Here is a 16829-nt window from a genome sequence, read left to right on the forward strand (position 1 = left end):
GGATTGACCATGAAGATTGCACTGTTTGACGGCATCGTGGAAACCCACGTTGCAAGTTCCCTGGAGCGTGCCTTGGTGGCCGCCGGCCATCAGGTCCTGAACACCGGCAAGGTGGGTCACGGCTACAAGTTCGCAACCGGCCGCAGCCAGCTTCACACCTTGAGCAACGCGTTGGATACGGTGGTGGACTTCCAGCCCGACGTCATTTTCGTTTTCCGGCCGGCCAGCCTTCCTTCTCCGTTGCTGGAGCGGGCCAAGCGGACAGGCGCCCGCATGGTCGCCTGGCTCTCGGACGACCCCGTCCTGTGGGACCTGTCCTACGGGCCCGTGGTGGATAGCTACGACATCGTGCTCCACTGCGGCACTGCCAGGGTCCTGGACTTCTATGAATCAATGTTCGGCCGGCCTACCGGCATCAACTTCCCCTTCTGGACCGACCAGACGGCATTCCCGTATGTCTATGGTTCCCAGCCACGGGAGTCCGACGCCATGTTCCTCGGCAACGTCCATGACGAAGTCCGACGGACCCGGTATTTCGATCTGGGTTCGCTGTCCTCCAGCATCCGTATCCACGGGAACGTCGGACGGGACTACTTCAACATCGCCGGTGGATTCCTGGACAGCGACGCCGAAGTGGTTGACGCCGGCGCCCGGGCAGGGCTCGCAGTCAACATCCCGCAATACTTCCGGGACCACCAAGGACTGGAAACCTGGTTCGACGGCCTGGACAAGCTGGGATTCTTCCAATATCCAAGCCGCGTCATCCAGTACGCCGCCATGGGTCTCCCCATCATCTCCGTAGTACCCGACTCCGATGACCTCGCATCCTTCCCGGAAATTGTGTGCGTAGACTCCATCGCCCAACTCGATTCAGCGATCCAAAGCGTGCTGGCCTCACCCTCGCTGCAGGACCTGAGCAAAGCAACGCACGAGCGGTTCCTGCGGAACTACTCTGCTGCGGCCCGCGTGATGGCGTTGGAATCCGTGTTGTCGGACGACTCCTGGAAGACGCTGGACTCACGGGAACGAAGCCTCTGGTTCACGCAATTCGATGCAGTGGAGGCCGGCCGCGAAGAAGCCCGGGAGGCCGCCGTCGTGGAATCCGATAATCGCCGCGAGGTGATCGAAGTTTCACAGACCGTGGAGCCACGTTGCATTGGGGTCCTCGGCGTAGGGTTCGGCAGGGTGACGTCCACGTCCTCCGTGACCGTCCGGACACTGCAGGCGCTGGGGCACAGGGTCAACGTGTTGGACCTGAGCCAATACAAGAGCGTCCTGGTTCCCGATCCGAACAACGAATACAAGTTCGTCATCAACGCCGTGAAATTCCTGGAGGCCGTTAAGGAACGGCCCGACCTGCTGGTCGTCTCCAACTTGGATTGCGGTGTCACCCAAGCCGGCCGCGAGCAGTTACTGGAAGCCGGTGTCCGTTTGGCGGTGATCGGCGTTGAGTCGGCAAAGGGCGGAAAAAAACTCGAACGCCTCGCCGGACGGGTGGACTACCTTGGCGTCCTGAACCCGCAGGTAGCTGACGGCCTGAAGAGCGACCATTTTGATTCCGTTGAACACCTGCCGCATTTGGTGGACCGCGGCTTCCTCAAGGCGATTGAGAACGTCCCGGTACGTGGCCAGCAAGCCGTGGTGGCGGGCAAGCGGAGACTGCACTTTTCCAAGCAGGCCGCGGCATTCCGTGACCTCGCAGACTGGCCCTCAACGGAACTCTTCATTGAGGAATCACCGGAAGAGTACAAGGACTTGGACATGCTGGCCGCCGCGTTGAAGTCGACTGTTGTGGTTGCGCCGTTCGATGCCAGCGTTCCCGGACCCCTGCCTTCGGAGGTCCTGCCGTTTGCCCTGGCGGCCGGTTCGCTGGTGGTTGTCCCGCGCGGCGTGGGGCCCATGAACATCTGTGAACCGGGGACCGCCTCCGTATCCGTCCGTGAGAAGGGCGAGCTGGCCTTGAAGCTTTCCAGGCTGGCGTCATCTCCAGCGAGCACCGCACGGATCCTGGCTGCAGCGGAGGAAGTGGTTACAGGACCCCTCAACGCGGAGCGCAGGCTCGCATCGATGATGGAACAAATCTTTGCCGAGCCATCGGGCGGCAAGGCCATCGCGGGCACCGTGGTAGACGGCCAGCAGGATGCCGGACTCGTTCCGGAATGGCACCTCGGGTACGAACAGAAGTCGCTTTCCCTGGCGCATGAACGCATCAAGGGCAAGGGCACGGACCTGGTAGTCACGGTTGACCACCGGGTCACCGAGGATACAGCGGGCCTCTACCAGTTGGTGGTCAGCGTGGAGGGGGCTCCGGCATACGTGGAAAACCTTCGGATGTCGCCCACCAGCCGCCACCTGCGGATCCGTATTCCGAAGACCATCAAACACCCGACTGTTTCATTTGGCATCCGGACAGCGGACAAGTCGGTCAAGCCAGGGCCCGGATTCTTCCCTTCAGCAACTGTCAGCAACGTGGAGTGGGTTGGCGCCACCGAAGCAGTTCACTCGGTGTCGGCCGTTTCCACGTCACCTTGGGGTGCGTAGCAGGAAGTACCCGGGCCTCAGGCCTGTCAGGAACAACTACGGCGCCTTCTACCCCCGATCGGAGTAGAAGGCGTCGTTCTTGACTCCGGAGCCATTGACGACGTCAATCATGTAGTACTTACCAATACCAAGCGAGGTGCTGCCCAGCTTTGCGGTGACCGATTCCAGCCGGGGATTCATGCCCCGCTGGCTGCCGTAGTCCGGGTTGTAGCTCGTCGCAGTGACGGTCTTGGTGTAAGTACGGCCCCAGGTGTCGGTCCACTTGACGGTGACCGATCCGCCGCTCAGGTTCTGGCCCGTGACCAGCACGTCCCCGTTTCCGTAGAAGATGGAATCAGTGATGACCGGGGTCATGTTGCCTGCCTTGAACCGATCAGCCAAGGGAGACCACGTGCCGGTGCAGGTGTAGTAACCGTCCCACATGAAGGAGATGATCTTTTGGGGGTAGTTCCCAAGTTGCTGGAGCTGCCGGTCAACGCGGGACTTTGTGGTCTGCCCCCGGGTGTTGTTGGCGCAGGGATTTTGGCTGGTGGCCGGTGCCATTCCCTCGAGGTTTGCCCACAGCTCTGCTCCCGTGCCGTCCACACCTTCAGCTGCGGCGAGGAAGTATTCACGGACGGGTGCGAGGTACTTGCTGCCCCACGAGCCGCTGCCCACGATGGAAGCGTTGAAGGAGTCCACCGGGTAGCTGGCCTCATTACCGAAGAAAGCGCCGCTCTTGCCTGTTCCCATGCCGTCCTGGATGGCGATGGCCATCTTTGTGTTTCCAGAGGTCTTGCCGATCCGCTCTGCCCCGTTGCGGACCCTGTCCACGGTCAGGTTCGAGGTGCGTCGACCGTCCAAGTATGGGCTGACCACTGTCCCGCGGCCTGGATGCAGCTTGGCAACGGCCTGATTCTGGATCTTGTAGAGGTTCAGGATGGGATCGAAGGTGGTGCCGTCCGTGACCGGCATCTCGTATGAGAGGTAGAACCCGCCCAGTCCGGAAACGTCAATGACAGCCTTCTGATACTGCAGGAAGCGGTCTGTGAATCGGGTAAAGGCAGGCAGGTAGGAAACGTCAGGAAGGTACGCGTAGTCGGTCCTGGCCACGGGAAGCGGCATGCCGGCGTAGTACTTCATGCCGAGGTTAGTGGCTGTCTTGGCCAGCGAGACGTTGACTCCGGCGGTGCCTGCCGCCGTTGAGCCGCTGACCACCACCACGTCGTAGGCCCCGTTGGAGGAGTTGCAACTGGTTCCCTGGTTCGGGAGGACAAAGATGGTGAACGGCTGGCCGTTCACGGTAATGGCTTTGTCGCGTGGGCACACCAAGGACGGCGTACCCCAGAGTGCCGAATCGGCATACGTGAAGTAACGGTTGACCTTGACCCCGGACGCCGCAGCTTGGGCGCAGTTGGTCCCGTTGATCTTGCAGTCAGCCGGTATGTCCGCCAGCGTGGCCGGCTTGAGACGGCTACCGAAAGTGATGACGGTGTCTCCGCCCAGAGCCTTGATGTCGCTCAGCTTCTGGTTGTTGGTTGCATCGCTGGTGCTGCCGTAGATAAAGAAGCCACTGATGGGGTAGACGGGTGCGGGCGCGGCGTTCGCTACGGCGCCATGAAGGGTCCCCGTTAAAAGGACGAAGGCCGCCACAATGACGGCGGTAAGGTGGCGTGCATGCTGGATTCGGGGGATAGGAGGCTTAAACCTGATCTTGCGCACAGCGGATCCTCGGGCTCGTAGGGTGAGACCTTGGACCTATGTCAAAAGAATGGCTGTGAGCGGTATCGAAATGCAACAGCTTGACGGAAAGATTCACGTCCGTTGCCGCGCCTGAAATGGGCAGTTAAAAAGTTGACGGCCCCTCTTCAGGGACCGTCAACTTCAAAATAGGCAGTGTCAGGCTAGACGGAAACGGCAACGCCGAATTCTTCGATCCGCTCGCCGACTCCAAGAAGTTCAGCGATGGCAGCCACTGTACGCGCGGAGGCCAGGCCGTCACCGTACGGGTTGACAGCGTTGGCCATAGTCGAGAAGTGCTCGGCGTCATTCATCAGGCGGAGGACTTCGGTAACGATGCGCTCTTCATCCGTTCCGATGAGCGTCACGGTTCCAGCTTCCACCGCTTCGGGACGCTCAGTGTTCTCACGCATCACCAGGACGGGCTTGCCCAGGCTGGGGGCTTCTTCCTGGACTCCACCGGAGTCGGTCAGGACGATGTGCGCCAAGGACAGCATGCGGGTGAACTCGCCGTAAGCCAGCGGCTCAGTGACCACTACATTGGGCTTGCCGTCGAGGGCAGGAAGGACAGCTTCGCGTACAACAGGGTTCTTGTGCGCGGGAAGAACAATGACCAGGTCCGGCTCGGCGTCTGCGATCCGGGCCAAAGCGCGGCCCACGCCACGCATGGCATCGCCCTGGTTCTCGCGGCGGTGTGTGGTGACAAGGAGGATCTTCCGGCCACTGGCTGCGAGCTCTTCAAGCTGCGGGTCCGTAAACGGGATCTGCTTGTCAACGGTGGTGAAGAGTGCGTCGATGACGGAGTTGCCCGTCACCACGATGTCTTCTGCCTTCACGCCTTCGGCAAGCAGGTTGGCGCGGCTGGTGGTGGTGGGAGCCAGGTGCAGCGTTGTGATCTGGCTGGTGATCTTGCGGTTGGCCTCTTCAGGGAACGGGGAGAGGAGGTTTCCGCTTCGCAGGCCGGCCTCTACGTGGACAACCGGAATGCCGTGGTAGAAAGCGGCGATGGCGCCGGCTGTGGAGGTAGTGGTGTCGCCTTGGACGATGACCGCATCCGGCTTCTTCTCGGCGAAGAGGCGGTCAAGGCCGGTGATGGTGCGGGTCATGATGTCCGAGAGGGACTGCCCGGGCTGGAGGATGTCCAGATCGTGGTCCGGGGTGATGCCGAACAGCTGATTCACCTGGTCCAGCATTTCCCGGTGCTGACCGGTGACCGTCACGATGCACTCGAATTCATCGGATTCGTGCAGGGCGTGGACGATGGGAGCCATCTTGATGGCTTCCGGTCGGGTACCGAAAATTGGCATGATGCTGGGCAAGTTTCCCCCAAAGAGAGCGATTTGAATCAGACAAAGACTTCCCAATCCTACCCGAGAAGGAGGCTGACGTTAACTGACACGCGGGCGTCCGGGGCTGGTCGGGGGTTAGCCGGCCAGGATCAGGGCGGCCAGCAAAACGGGGACTGCCAGAACAACCAGTGTCACGATCACCAGCGCAACCCGCCGCTTGAATTGCTGTTGGTCCGGCGTGGGAGTTTCTGCAGCTGTCGAATTCTGGACTGCAGCACGGGCCGGGCGCGACCGCTCCGGACGCAGCGGCTTAGCGGTACGCGGGGCAGGGGATGGGGCCTGGAAATTGAACCGCCGGCGCTTGAAATGGCGACCCGCCGGAAGTGGCCGAGGGGGCGTTTGGCTCACCTTTTGCACCTTCCGTTAGAGCGCCGTCGTGGGCGGTTTTTTCGATTGTCCTTCCCACTACCTTAGTGAGAACGGCACTCCGGCTGCATCCAGACGTCCAACAGCCCGCCTGTTTCCACCACAAAACGGTCCAACCAAGCCCCGGCTGTCATGTCCGGTTCGGAGCTGACCATCTGCACATCCGCGGCCACACATTGGTGCATCAGAGTGCCGGCGCGCATCACGTGGTAATCGGAGGTGACCACCGTGATGGACTTCCAGCCGTACTTCGCAGCGAGACCGGCGACGGCGTCCGCCTCACCCCGCGTGTTCAACGGCTCCGGGCGGAAGCATAGAAGGTCCGGAGCTCCTTGGCTCTCGCGGCACAAAGCATCGCCCTCAAGGTTGCCGGACAGCCCGGTGGTGGACACCACCAGCACGGGTATGTCCAAGGCCTCCTGAAGGTCCTGGGCAACGGGCAAGCGCTCACGGCTCAGGCCACCCAGCACCACAACTGCGTCGGTGCGATGGGGGGACACCTGGGGAGGGTTGGCGAAGAACTGGATCGCCAAAAGCAGCCAGAGAACAAAAGCCGCAGCAGCCGCCACAAGAACCCGCGTTAGGACACGGGGCAGCGCGGCTGTTTTTGTGGGCACGGGGACAGTTTATGGTTCCGCGGGCAGGACGCCCGCCATGAACGAAACCTACCGCGTATCCACGTCCTCAAAAACAAGGAAAGTTTGCGTATCCAGCACGCCATCCATGGACTGAAGTTGGTCGAAGATCACACGGCGCAGGTGAATGTTGTCCGTCGCCCGGACCAGGAGGATCACATCAAAGTCACCACCCACCAAGGCGATGTGGTACACCTCCGGAATTGCGCGCAACTGCTCCTTGAGCTCACGCCAGGAGTGCTGCTGCACCTTCAGCGTGACGTAGGCGGAGGACCTCAAGCCGGCCTTGATCGGATCCACCAGGGCCGTGAACTTGGTGATCACCCCTTCGCCGGTGAGCCGGGCAAGGCGGGAATACGCGTGGGCCCGGCTGATGTGGACGTTTTCGGCTACTTGGGTGATGGACATACGGCCGTCCGTGGTCAGCTCCCGGATGATGTCCCGGTCCACGCTGTCCAGGGGGACGGCGGTCTGCTCCGCCTCGGCCTCGCTCATGGCACTCCAATTCGTCTACAACAGCGGCTCGTTACCCAGCTCACATTTACAATTTGTCTTTCAGAATAGCCCGTCTTGACAAGCTCTTCCATGATTCTGTCCAAAGCTGGATACGAAACATCCCCGAGGAACATACTGGAAGCACATAGTGCCCAGAGAAGGACGGACCAATGACGATCCATGCAGACCGCCCTGTGCCGGAAACGGCGGTGGAAGACCAGGCTGCTGACGTGCGGAGGAAATTCGGCATCAGCGTCGAGGATTACATGCTTCCCGCCCGTCACCAGATCCAGATGGTGAACCCGAACGGAACCCTCCGCTCCAAAGAGGAACAGGGCACCGAGCCCGGCCACGAGTACCCCACCCCCGACGATGCTGAACTGCTGGCAGCTTACGAGCGCCTCGTCGTCGGGCGTCGAGTCAACGACCAGAACTCCGCCCTGGTCCGGCAGGGCCGCATGGCCGTCTACCCCTCAAGCCACGGCCAGGAAGCCTGCCAGGTGGCAGCTGCCATGTGCCTCAGCGAAGGTGACTGGCTGTTCCCCACCTATCGTGACGCCGTCGCCGTCATGACCCGCGGCGTTGACCCCGTGGAAGTCATGACCATCTTCCGCGGCGACTGGCACGGTGGATACGACCCCAAGGAACACAACGTCGGCATCCAGTGCACGCCGCTGACCACCCAGCTGCTGCACGCCGTGGGTGTTGCGCACGCTGCGAAGCTGCGCGGCGAGAACACGGTCGTCATGGCCATGTGCGGCGACGGTGCCACCAGCGAGGGCGACTTCCACGAGGCCCTCAACTTCGCGGCAGTCTTCCACCTGCCCGTCATCTTCTTCGTTCAGAACAACAAGTACGCCATCTCCGTTCCGTTGAGCCACCAGTCCGTGGCGCCGTCGTTGGCGCACAAGGCGGTCGGTTACGGCATGGCCGGTGAGCGCGTGGACGGCAACGACCTCGTTGCGCTGCTGGCCGTCATGGACCGCGCCGTAAAGCTGGCCCGCGAAGGTTCGGGGCCGCTGCTCATCGAAGCGCACACCTACCGTATGCAGGCACACACCAACGCCGACGACGCCACCCGCTACCGTCCGGAAAGCGAAGTTGCCGAGTGGCAGGCCAAGGACCCGCTGACCCGCATGAAGGCCTACCTGACGGACAAGGGCCTGTTGGATGACGACGCCAACAGCCGCATCGCCGATCACGCCGAAGCCGTGGCAACCCAGCTCCGGGAAGGACTGGGCGAGGACGTCCCCGTCCAGCCGATGGACCTCTTCAAGTACGTCTTCTCCAAGCCAACGCCGCAGCTCAAGGAACAGTCCGAGCTGCTCGCTGACGAACTCGCCCGCGAGGAGGGTGCAAAATGACCGTGACCACCTCTGCCACCGCCAACGTCAGCGCCGCCACCGCCAACGCGGCAGCTTCCGCCGCTGCTACTGCCGAAGCCGCCGGCCCGCAGTCCATCACCATGGCAAAGGCGCTCAATACCGCCATGGCCGACGCCATGCGCGCCGACTCCTCCGTCCTCGTCTTCGGTGAGGACGTCGGAAGGCTCGGCGGCGTCTTCCGCATCACGGACGGCCTCATGGCCGAATTCGGCGAAGAACGCTGCTTCGATACTCCGCTGGCCGAGTCCGGCATCGTCGGCATGGCAGTGGGCATGGCCATCAACGGCATGCGGCCCGTCATCGAGATGCAGTTCGACGCCTTCGCCTACCCGGCCTTCGAACAGATCGTCAGCCACGTGGCCAAGATGCACAACCGCACCAAGGGCAAGCTCAAGATGCCCATGGTCATCCGGGTGCCCTACGCCGGCGGCATCGGGGGAGTGGAGCACCACTGCGATTCCTCCGAGTCCTACTACGCCCACACGGCCGGGCTGAAGGTCTACACCCCTGCCACCGTGGCCGACGGTTACCGGATGCTGCGCGAAGCCATCGACTCAGATGATCCCGTGATGTTCATGGAGCCCAAGAAACTCTACTGGTCCAAGGACCTCGTGGACCTGGACGCTCTCAGGGCAGAGCACGACGCCGGAACCTCCACCGAGGGCAGCGCCGCCGTGGCGCGTCCCGGCACTGATGCGACGCTGATCGCCTACGGCCCCTCGGTCCCCACCGCGCTCGCCGCTGCTGCGGCCGCCGCCGAAGAGGGCCGGTCCCTGGAGGTCATCGACATCCGCACCATCGTGCCTTTCGACGACGAGACCGTCTGCGCGTCCGTGCGCAAGACGGGACGCGCCGTCGTGATCGCCGAAGCGCACGGCTTCGCCTCCGTATCCTCTGAGATCGTGGCCCGCGTCCAGGAACGTGCGTTCCACTACCTGGCCGCGCCCATCCGCCGTGTCACCGGATTCGACGTGCCGTTCCCGTCTCCCAAGTTGGAGCACTACTACCTGCCCAGCGTCGACCGAATCCTCGACGCCGTAGACGACCTTCAGTGGGAGGACTGACCATGAGCTCAGAAATGCAAGTGTTCCGCCTGCCGGACCTCGGCGAAGGCCTTACCGAGGCGGAGCTCGTGAACTGGCTGGTTGCCGTCGGCGACCAGATCAAGGTGGACCAGCCGATCGCCGAAGTCGAAACCGCCAAATCCATGGTGGAGGTGCCCTCGCCCTACGCGGGCACGGTGGCCGAACTGCACGGCCAGGCAGGCGAAACGCTCGACGTCGGCAAGCCGCTGATCTCGATCGCCCCCGTGGGTGCCACTCCGGCTGAGCCCAAAGCGCCCGCTGCGACGGACGACGCCGTCTCCACCGGTGTTGTCACCGACGCTGAGGCATCCGCCGCTGCCGAGACGTACCGGACTGAGGAGAAGGCCGGTTCCGGCAACGTCCTCATCGGGTACGGGACACCCGGGGGCGCTACGGCAGGCCGCACCCGGCCGCGGAAGGGGAGCGTCGCCGTCGTCGATTCTGCTCCTGTCGCCGCCCCTGTTGCCGCTCCTGAGGCTCCTATGGAACCGGCGGTTGCGGGGACGCGCATTCCCGGAAAGCTCAGCGCCGTGATCTCGCCGTTGGTCAGGAAGATGGCGCGTGATCACGGGGTCTCCCTGGATGCCATCAATGGTTCAGGTGCCAGCGGGCTGATCATGCGCCGTGATGTTGAGGCTGCGATCTCCGCTCCGGAGGCACCGGCCGCACCTTCGGCTCCTGCTCAGGCTCCCGCCGAGGCTGCTGCGCCGGCTGCTGCATCAGGCGATCTTGATGGCCGCACTGGCCTGGCCGTCTCTGCCAGGACTCCGGTTCGCGGCGTCCGGAAGGCTGTCGCTGCCAACATGACCAAGAGCCGCACTGAGATCCCCGAGGCCACGGTATGGGTGGACGTGGATGCCACGGCCCTGCTGGACATGCGGGCCGAGCTGAAGAAGCGCTCGCCGCACGATACCCCCGGGCTGCTGGCTTTCATTGCCCGTTTTGTCACGGCTGGGTTAAAAAAGTACCCGGCCCTCAATACGCGGTTTGAAACCGGAGCTGACGGCTCGCAGGAGATCGTGGGGTTCGACGGCATCAACCTCGGCTTCGCGGCACAGACCGATCGTGGATTGGTTGTACCGTCCGTCCGCAACGCGCATCAGCTCAGCGCCCGCGAACTGGACGCAGAGATCAGGCGACTCACCGCCGTCGCGCGTGAAGGGAAGGCGACGCCCACCGAACTCGGCTCGGGCACCTTCACCCTGAACAACTACGGAGTGTTCGGCGTTGACGGATCCGCGGCCATCATCAACTACCCCGAGGTGGCGATGCTCGGCGTGGGCCGGATCATCGACAAGCCCTGGGTGGTAAGCGGTGAGCTTTCTGTCCGGAAGGTCACTGAGCTGACTCTCGCGTTCGACCATCGGGTCTGCGATGGAGAGACGGCCGCCGGTTTCCTCCGGTACGTGGCGGACTGCATCGAGAACCCGGGCGGCGCGCTCGCGGATATGTAACCCGCCGATACGCAAAAGAAATGGGGCCGCAGTGCGGCCCCATTTCCCGTTTAACTACTTGACTGCGGCCGTGATGGCATCCCGCATGCGGTGATAAACGGCGTCGACGTAGTGGTAGGGAGCCAAGCCCCACTGGTGCCCTGCTGCCGCCTTCACCGTGTCCTGGCCCACCGAGAGGACGTTGCATCCCCGGCTGCGCAGGTGATCGAAGTAGGGGGCGTACAGCTTGTTCCATGTGGAGGAGAAGTAGCCGCGGTATTGGAGCTTTTCCTGGCCGTTGTCTGCTGTCTCCGACCATTCCGGTGACAACACGATCAGCGGACGGCCCGTGGCTTTGATCCGTTCGAGGACCACATCAGCCGCTTTGGTCCACAGTTGGTAATGCTCATCCGAGGCGAAGGGGATGAGGCGCGGCTTGGTCTGCTGCTGCTGGAGGAGTTTGCTTTCCTCAAGCTCCCACGTCTGTGTGACGTAGGTGCCGTTTCCGAGGTCGTAAACCCCCAGACGCTCGTCCACCAGGTCCAGCACGAAGACGTCCGTCTTCGGAGTTGCGGCTTCAATGGCAGAAAACAGCGTGGAACGAATGTCGTTTCGGACACACTGATTTTGGAACTTGGACTTCAGGGCACTCTCGCCTCGCAGGACTGCCCGCGGTGACGCTGCGCTGATCATGCCTTGCCGTGCGACGTAGTCGGAGATGGTCCAATCGTCGCCGAGATACGGCTTGGTGTCCCGGGAAACGCAGCTCCCGTAGATGAACATTCCTGGCATGGAAACCCCTGTGCTGTCCGAAAAGAAATCACCCAAGCCTAGCAAGGAGCCTGACTGATTTCAGATCTGTGGTGCCTCGGACAGCCGGTCCGCAGTTCGCTCCCGTGCGCGGGCTTCCGGTATGTTGTCCTGATGGCAAGAGTGGACAACATCGAAGAAACCCGTGCATACGCGTTCGATATGGGCTTCGGTTTTTGCGAACTTTGCGGGGATGCATTCCTCCTGGACGGGACCTCCGGAGCCGAGGATCACCCTTGCCCCACCCGACCGCGCGTTGTTGACCCCTCAAAGCACATGGTCACCAAATACCGCGGCGTTGACGCTTTCCTGAAGACCTCCCAGATTCCGCCCGGGTACCAGGTGATCATCGAAAACGGCCTACCGATTGATGTCATCAGCCAAAACCGTGGCTCCGACACAACGGTCGTCTTTTTCCAAGGCGCCGTGGATCCGTCGTGGACCCTTCCGGCCTTTGGGGGCATGGGTGTTTCCACCGACGTGCCCGTCAACAGGATCTTCATCTCGGACCCGAGCCTCGTGCTGACGGATCGGTTGAACCTTGGATGGTTCGTTGGCAACTCGCGGATGAATACCCAGCAGAAGCTGCTTAGCATCATCAAGCACATCGTGGGTACTTGGGGCGAGCAAAAGCTGGTTTTCTTTGGTGCATCGGGTGGCGGCTTTGCTTCCCTCTTCTTCTCCGCACAGTTCCCGGGGTCCTTGGCTATTGTTTCCAACCCGCAAACCAACGTCGCCAAATATGAGCAACCGGCCGTTAAGCGCTTCGCCGAGGTGTGCTACGGGATTGAAGGCCCCGACCCCATGAGCCAGCTTCCCGCCGACGTAACAACTGACCTTCTTGAGTTGTACCGGGAGCCGCGGGGCAACGTTGTTGCCTACATGCAAAACATCACCGACCTGCCGCACGTCAAGAATCACATGGAGCCGTTGCTCGCAGCCGCACACCCGGACAATGAGATTTACCTTTTGCTTGGTGAATGGGGCGAAGGGCACGTTGCGCCGCCAAAACCGATTCACGTCCAAGCGCTGACGGTCGCTGCGAGCGGGGACTGGACTTCCGGGTTGGCTGAGATGGGATTCACCCGGGCCTAAGCCTGAAGGGCAAACCGTCATAAATCTCCATCGACTGGAGATGGCGGATTTTCTGCTTACAATTCGGTGGGGGTCAGCTGGTGGTCTCCAGTCTGCCCGCGATCCGCCGCCATGGTTGGTCGCGCTGTCCCGAGGATGCCGAATCATGGTTACGAGCCCCGCCAAGCAATCACTGAGATTTATGGGGATGGCCACGGCCACGCTCCTTTTGGCGGGCGGGTTTGCTGTCCAGCCGGCGATGGCCGATGACGGAGACATTCTTCCGGCCGCACCGCAGGCGCTTCAGCCTGCCGCCGAGGTGAAGACCGACCAATTCATTGTTGGTATCAAAGACAACACCGTTCAAGCGGTCAAAGCCGCAGTGGAAGAAGCAGCGGGCAATGCGGCATCAAAACTAGGTGTCGCCGCAAAGGGCCTCCGGGACACGGCCACCGGCGGGCACGTCGTCAAGCTTGATGAGCCGCTTTCGGCAGTCGAAGCCGAGAAGTTCGTGCAATCCCTGCGGCTTGATCCGGACGTCGCCTATGCCGAGCCCGACGCGGTCATGCAGATCGCTGCTGCACCGAATGACACGTACTTCAACGAACAGTGGAACCTGTGGGAAAGCCCGGGCGGGATCCGCGCTACAGGTGCCTGGGACTACACCCGCGGCGAGGGCGTTGTAGTCGCCGTAGTGGATACCGGCATCACGCAGCACCCCGATCTGGATGCCAACGTACTCCCGGGGTACGACATGATCGCCAACGCAGCCGACGCGCGCGACGGGAACGGCCGGGATCCCGATCCCACTGACATGGGTGACTGGGCTCCGGCAGATGAATGCGCGGTAGACAGCCGGTCAAGTCCCGTGGAGTGGTGTAACCGTTTCGTGATCCTTCAAGGATGTGGGGGCTAGTTTTCGTTGTGATTGCAGATGCTCGCGACGAGCTCACTCACGGTGTCGGAGTACAGCCCAGGAGTGGGGGCGCTCATGCTGCGGCCCCGAGCTCGGGGAGCTCATGGTGCTGGCCGATAGTGTCGGTACCCACGAGCGTGAGGCGGCACCTCGCGAGAACGTCAAGACCGAGGTAACGACGACCCTCGGCCCATTCGTCAGACTGCTCCGCAAGAACGGCCCCGACGAGGCGGGTGATCGCGGCCCGGTTCGGGAAGATCCCCACCACATCGGTCCTGCGGCGGATCTCACGGTTCAGGCGCTCGTTCGGGTTATTCGACCAGATCTGCTGCCACACATCTTTCGGGAACGTGGTGAACGCGAGAATGTCAGCCCGGGCAGCATCGAGGTGGTCGTGCACTTCGGGGAGTTTGTCCTCGACGTAGTCCAGGAGCCGGTCGAATTGGGCCTCAACACTTTTCTGGTCGGGTTGGTCGTACACGGAATGCAGCATCGCTTTCACCGCCGGCCACATGCTCTTCGGGGTCACTGACATCAGGTTCGCAGCGTAGTGCGTGCGACACCGTTGCCACGACGTCCCAGGGAAGTTCGCGCGCATCGCTTCAACGAGGCCAGCGTGCGCGTCAGAGGTGATGAGTTTCACCCCGGTGAGGCCGCGCGCGACAAGGTCTGCGAAGAACCCGTTCCACGCCATCGTGGTCTCCGCGGTCGCCACTTGCATGCCCAGGACTTCCCGATGCCCGTCAGCGTTCACCCCGGTCGCGACGAGCACCATGGTGTTGATCACCCGCCCGCCCTCACGCACTTTCATCGTGAGTGCGTCGCACGCGACGAACGTGAACGGGCCGGCCTCACCTAACGGCCTCGTGCGAAACTCACGCACATGCTCGTCCATATCGGCGGCCATTCGGGAGACCTGCGACTTCGACAGGGAATGGATGCCAAGGGTCTTCACGAGTTTGTCCATCCGCCTCGTTGAGACGCCAGCGAGGTAGGCGTCAGCGACGACGGTGATCATCGCCGCTTCTGAGCGTTTGCGACGTTCGAGGAGCCACTCGGGGAAGTACGTGCCGGAGCGGAGCTTCGGGATCGCGACGTCTATGGTTCCGACACGCGTATCGAGTTCACGGGTGCGGTATCCGTTGCGGGAATTCACTCGGTCAGCAGAGGGCTTCCCGTACTCGGCGCCGCAGATCGCATCTGCTTCGGCTGAGAGGAGGGTGTTGATCATGGTTTGCAGCAGGGTGCGCATCAGATCCGGTGATGCGTCGCCCAGCGCGTTGGTGAGGACGGTGGCAGGGTCGACAATAGAGGGAGTGGTCATCGGTGTGACGCCTTTCGAGTGGGATGTGAGAGTTTCCTCGAAGGAAGATCCCGGTGGCCACGCTGACGTTTACTGGCCGGGATCGTTACACCACTCTACGGGGCACTACTAGACAGCCCGGCTGAAAAATCTTCCTGGCACGGCACTCACGTGGCGGGAACCATTGCAGCGGCGGGAAATAACAGCCGCGGCGTCACTGGTGTGGCTCCCGGAGCGAAGATCCTTCCCGTCAGGGCGATGTCCTTCTGCGGCGGCTACACATCCGATATTGCCGATTCCATCGTCTGGGCTGCCGGTGGCGTGGTGACGGGCGTGCCGGTCAACCCCAACCCGGCGAAAGTCATCAACCTCAGCGTTGCAGGCGCCAGCGCCTGTTCCGCCACCTACCAAAACGCAATTAACTTCGCCCACAACTCAGGAGCGGCCGTGGTGGCGGCGGTTGGAAACTCCAACAAGTCTGCCGCCGATTTCAGTCCTGCAAACTGCCAAAACGTCATCGCAGTCGCAGCCAGCGACAGGGCCGGTGCCCGGACGTACTACTCCAACTACGGAAGCAACGTAGACGTTACGGCGCCCGGTGGCGACATGAGAACGGACCCCTTGAGCGGGATTCTGTCCACCTACAACACGGGCACCACCGGGAAGGCGGAGCCCGCCTACGCGTTCGTACAGGGAACCTCCATGGCAGCCCCTCACGTGTCCGGTGTGGCCGCTCTCCTGATCTCCGCGCAAGGAGGCTCCCTGGCTCCGGCTACTTTGGAGCAGCAACTCAAAGACAGTGCCCGGCCCCTTCCCGGCGGTTGCACCGGAGGATGTGGAGCCGGGCTGGTGGATGCCGCGGCAGCCCTGATTGCCTACGATGGCAACCCTCCGGTGGCTCCTTCGCCGGCCACCAAGATCACCGACTTCAACGGCGACGGTAAGCCCGACGTGTTGGCCCGCGACACCGCCGGTGCATTGTGGCTCTACCCGGGCAATGGTTCCGGTGGCTGGCTTGCTGCCAGGCAGATTGGATCGGGCTGGAATGTCATGACGGCCATCGAGGCTCCGGGCGACTTCAACGGAGACGGCAAAGCTGATGTCATCGCCCGTGATTCCAAGGGTGCGTTGTGGCTGTACCCGGGGAACGGTTCCGGTGGTTGGCTTGCTGCCAGGCAGATCGGTTCGGGCTGGAACGTCATGTCCGCCATTGAAGCTCCCGGTGATTTCAACGGAGATGGTAAAGCTGATGTCATCGCCCGTGACGGTAACGGCGTCCTCTGGCTGTACCCGGGCAATGGTAGCGGTGGCTGGCTTGCCGCCAAGCAGATCGGCTGGGGGTGGAATGTCATGACTGCCATCGATGGCCCGGGCGACTTCAACGGTGACGGCAACGCCGACGTCCTGGCACGCAATTCTTCCGGAGGGCTTCTGCTGTACCCGGGTAACGGGGCCGGTGGCTGGCTCGCAGCCAAGCAGATCGGTTGGGGTTGGGATGTCATGACTGCCATTGAAGGGCCGGGAGACTTCAATGGTGACGGCCAGATGGACGTGCTAGCACGGAATGCTTCCGGCAACTTGTTCCTTTACGAGGGCTACGGTTCGAACGGATTCTTCCGCTCATACCAGGTCGGCTCGGGCTGGAACATCATGAACGCCATCCTGTAGACCGCAAGGTCCGGGGGTGTCTGTTCCGCGATCTCCCAGCTTCGCGCGGG

14 protein-coding genes are annotated in these 16829 nt (G+C 62.3%); 7 read left to right on the plus strand and 7 right to left on the minus strand.

The annotated features are described in order from the left end of the window. The first annotated feature begins 9 nt into the window (after positions 1-9). Complete coding sequence (locus HMI59_RS05215; protein ID WP_193593045.1) at positions 10-2541, plus strand: glycosyltransferase; 2532 nt, start codon at positions 10-12, stop codon at positions 2539-2541. Between the two features lie 48 nt (positions 2542-2589). Here HMI59_RS05215 and HMI59_RS05220 read toward each other — a convergent pair whose 3' ends face one another. The 5 genes from HMI59_RS05220 to HMI59_RS05240 form a co-directional block, all read right to left on the minus strand. Further along, positions 2590-4242 carry a hypothetical protein gene (locus tag HMI59_RS05220; protein ID WP_193593046.1) on the minus strand — a complete coding sequence of 551 codons (1653 nt, stop codon included), beginning with the start codon at positions 4240-4242 and terminating at the stop codon, positions 2590-2592. Between the two features lie 182 nt (positions 4243-4424). Next, a complete protein-coding gene (gene wecB / locus HMI59_RS05225; RefSeq protein WP_370583568.1) occupies positions 4425-5567 on the minus strand; it encodes a non-hydrolyzing UDP-N-acetylglucosamine 2-epimerase in 1143 nt (380 codons plus the stop codon). A 117-nt stretch (positions 5568-5684) separates the two neighbouring features. After that, complete coding sequence (locus tag HMI59_RS05230) at positions 5685-5957, minus strand: hypothetical protein (protein WP_193593048.1); 273 nt, start codon at positions 5955-5957, stop codon at positions 5685-5687. 62 nt (positions 5958-6019) lie between these two features. Then, entirely contained in the window at positions 6020-6592 is a 573-nt protein-coding gene (locus tag HMI59_RS05235; RefSeq protein ID WP_227471543.1) for a YdcF family protein, read from the minus strand. 48 nt (positions 6593-6640) lie between these two features. Then, the gene (locus tag HMI59_RS05240) at positions 6641-7105 is read right to left on the minus strand and encodes an Lrp/AsnC family transcriptional regulator (protein ID WP_021472251.1); all 465 of its coding nucleotides are present in this window, start codon (positions 7103-7105) and stop codon (positions 6641-6643) included. A 170-nt stretch (positions 7106-7275) separates the two neighbouring features. Here HMI59_RS05240 and pdhA point away from each other — a divergent pair, with 170 nt between their 5' ends. The 3 genes from pdhA to HMI59_RS05255 are packed head-to-tail and all read left to right on the plus strand — an operon-like array spanning position 7276 to position 11029. Further along, entirely contained in the window at positions 7276-8469 is a 1194-nt protein-coding gene (pdhA, locus tag HMI59_RS05245; protein ID WP_193593049.1) for a pyruvate dehydrogenase (acetyl-transferring) E1 component subunit alpha, read from the plus strand. Continuing rightward, positions 8466-9554 carry an alpha-ketoacid dehydrogenase subunit beta gene (locus HMI59_RS05250; protein ID WP_193593050.1) on the plus strand — a complete coding sequence of 363 codons (1089 nt, stop codon included), beginning with the start codon at positions 8466-8468 and terminating at the stop codon, positions 9552-9554. Before pdhA ends, HMI59_RS05250 begins: the two co-directional genes overlap by 4 nt. 2 nt (positions 9555-9556) lie before the next feature. Beyond that, positions 9557-11029, plus strand: coding sequence for a dihydrolipoamide acetyltransferase family protein (locus tag HMI59_RS05255; protein ID WP_193593051.1), 1473 nt, complete (start codon positions 9557-9559; stop codon positions 11027-11029). Positions 11030-11083: 54 nt separating this feature from the next. Here HMI59_RS05255 and HMI59_RS05260 read toward each other — a convergent pair whose 3' ends face one another. After that, positions 11084-11800: a DUF6270 domain-containing protein gene (locus HMI59_RS05260; RefSeq protein WP_193593052.1), complete on the minus strand. Its 717-nt coding sequence runs from the start codon at positions 11798-11800 to the stop codon at positions 11084-11086. 132 nt (positions 11801-11932) lie between these two features. Here HMI59_RS05260 and HMI59_RS05265 point away from each other — a divergent pair, with 132 nt between their 5' ends. After that, positions 11933-12913, plus strand: coding sequence for a hypothetical protein (locus tag HMI59_RS05265; protein WP_193593053.1), 981 nt, complete (start codon positions 11933-11935; stop codon positions 12911-12913). A gap of 145 nt (positions 12914-13058) precedes the next feature. Further along, a complete protein-coding gene (locus HMI59_RS05270; protein WP_193593054.1) occupies positions 13059-13808 on the plus strand; it encodes a hypothetical protein in 750 nt (249 codons plus the stop codon). Positions 13809-13881: 73 nt separating this feature from the next. Here the strand turns inward: HMI59_RS05270 and HMI59_RS05275 are convergent, their stop codons facing one another. Further along, a complete protein-coding gene (locus tag HMI59_RS05275) occupies positions 13882-15132 on the minus strand; it encodes an IS256 family transposase (RefSeq protein WP_193591830.1) in 1251 nt (416 codons plus the stop codon). Between the two features lie 150 nt (positions 15133-15282). On the opposite strand from HMI59_RS05275, the gene HMI59_RS05280 reads away from it, so the two are divergent. Beyond that, entirely contained in the window at positions 15283-16779 is a 1497-nt protein-coding gene (locus HMI59_RS05280) for a S8 family serine peptidase (RefSeq protein WP_370583569.1), read from the plus strand. Positions 16780-16829 lie beyond the last annotated feature (50 nt).

It is taken from the genome of Paenarthrobacter sp. YJN-5, from assembly GCF_015040095.1.
Classification (GTDB): domain Bacteria; phylum Actinomycetota; class Actinomycetes; order Actinomycetales; family Micrococcaceae; genus Arthrobacter; species Arthrobacter ureafaciens.

Coding starts and splice junctions, on each gene's coding strand:
- HMI59_RS05250 (WP_193593050.1), top strand. CDS start 8,466: ATGACCGTGACCACCTCTGCCACCGCCAACGTCAGCGCCGCCACCGCC.
- HMI59_RS05215 (WP_193593045.1), top strand. CDS start 10: ATGAAGATTGCACTGTTTGACGGCATCGTGGAAACCCACGTTGCAAGT.
- HMI59_RS05270 (WP_193593054.1), top strand. CDS start 13,059: ATGGTTACGAGCCCCGCCAAGCAATCACTGAGATTTATGGGGATGGCC.
- HMI59_RS05265 (WP_193593053.1), top strand. CDS start 11,933: ATGGCAAGAGTGGACAACATCGAAGAAACCCGTGCATACGCGTTCGAT.
- HMI59_RS05240 (WP_021472251.1), bottom strand. CDS start 7,105: ATGAGCGAGGCCGAGGCGGAGCAGACCGCCGTCCCCCTGGACAGCGTG.
- wecB (WP_370583568.1), bottom strand. CDS start 5,567: ATGCCAATTTTCGGTACCCGACCGGAAGCCATCAAGATGGCTCCCATC.
- HMI59_RS05275 (WP_193591830.1), bottom strand. CDS start 15,132: ATGACCACTCCCTCTATTGTCGACCCTGCCACCGTCCTCACCAACGCG.
- HMI59_RS05260 (WP_193593052.1), bottom strand. CDS start 11,800: ATGCCAGGAATGTTCATCTACGGGAGCTGCGTTTCCCGGGACACCAAG.
- HMI59_RS05255 (WP_193593051.1), top strand. CDS start 9,557: ATGAGCTCAGAAATGCAAGTGTTCCGCCTGCCGGACCTCGGCGAAGGC.
- pdhA (WP_193593049.1), top strand. CDS start 7,276: ATGACGATCCATGCAGACCGCCCTGTGCCGGAAACGGCGGTGGAAGAC.